The 946-nt window shown below is 74.7% G+C and carries 2 protein-coding genes; one reads left to right on the top strand and one right to left on the bottom strand.

From position 1 onward, the window contains the following. The coding region (locus tag P409_RS35250; protein WP_034849772.1) for a substrate-binding domain-containing protein at positions 1-434 on the top strand (434 nt) is incomplete at its 5' end. Positions 435-438: 4 nt separating this feature from the next. On the opposite strand, the gene P409_RS39815 is transcribed toward P409_RS35250, so the two are convergent. Further along, positions 439-946 (bottom strand): Gfo/Idh/MocA family oxidoreductase (locus P409_RS39815; RefSeq protein ID WP_034849775.1); only part of this gene is annotated, 508 nt, incomplete at its 5' end.

Consider the following 946-nt stretch of genomic DNA (forward strand, 5'->3'; position numbering starts at 1 on the left):
CCGAAAGCCGGGCGGCGGCGCGGCTGTCGGGCTTCACCGCGGCCCTGGCCGAGGCCGGCGCGGCCCCGCCCGAGATCGAGACCCCGGCCGACCTGTCGATCGAGGCCGGGCGGGTCTCGCTCGACCGGCTGCTGGCCCGCGCCCCGGACCTCGACGGCGTGTTCTTCGCCACCGACGTCATGGCGGTGGGCGGGCTGCTGGAATGCCAGAGCCGCGGCATCGACGTGCCCGGCCGCATCGCTATCGTCGGCCTCGGCGATCTCGAGATCGGCCGGCAGCTGCGGCCGGCCCTGACCACGGTCCGGATTCCGGCCTACGGGATGGGTCGCCGCGCCGGCGAGCTGATCCTGGCCCGGCTGGGCAAGGGCGCAGCGCCGCGGGAGGGCCAGGTCATCGACCTCGGCTTCTCCCTGATCTGGCGCCAGTCGAGCTGAAGCCCTACCAGTCCAGCCGGACGTCGCGGCCGGTGGCGGAGCTCTCGATCGCGGCCTCGATCACCCGGATCACGTCGCGGCCGTCGCGCGGGTCGACCGGCGGCGCGGCGCCGTCGCGCATCGCGGCGGCGAAGCCGTCATAGAAGGCGCCGTAGCGGCCGGGCGCGATCGCCAGGCGCTGCGGCTCCGGCTTCCCCGTCTCCTGCCCCACCGTCAGCCAGCCGGTCTCCGGCTCCGTCTGCACGGTGCCGGCGCGCAGATGGTCCTCCTGCGGGTCGATCTCCATCTTGCGGAAGGTGGCGCGGTCGCCCTGCACCACCAGCCGGGCCCCCGGCTCCGCCACCAGGATGCGGCAGCGCAGCAGGGCTCGCGTCGGGCCGAAGCCGAGGGTGAAGATCGCATCGTCCACCGCCTCGGCGCCGGGGCGGATGGCGCGCAGTTCCGCCCGCACGAATTCCGGCCGGCCGAACAGCACCAGCGCCTGGTCGATCAGATGCGAGCCCAGGTCGTAA

Origin of the sequence: Inquilinus limosus MP06 (assembly GCF_000767795.1) — a bacterium.
Classification (GTDB): domain Bacteria; phylum Pseudomonadota; class Alphaproteobacteria; order DSM-16000; family Inquilinaceae; genus Inquilinus; species Inquilinus limosus_E.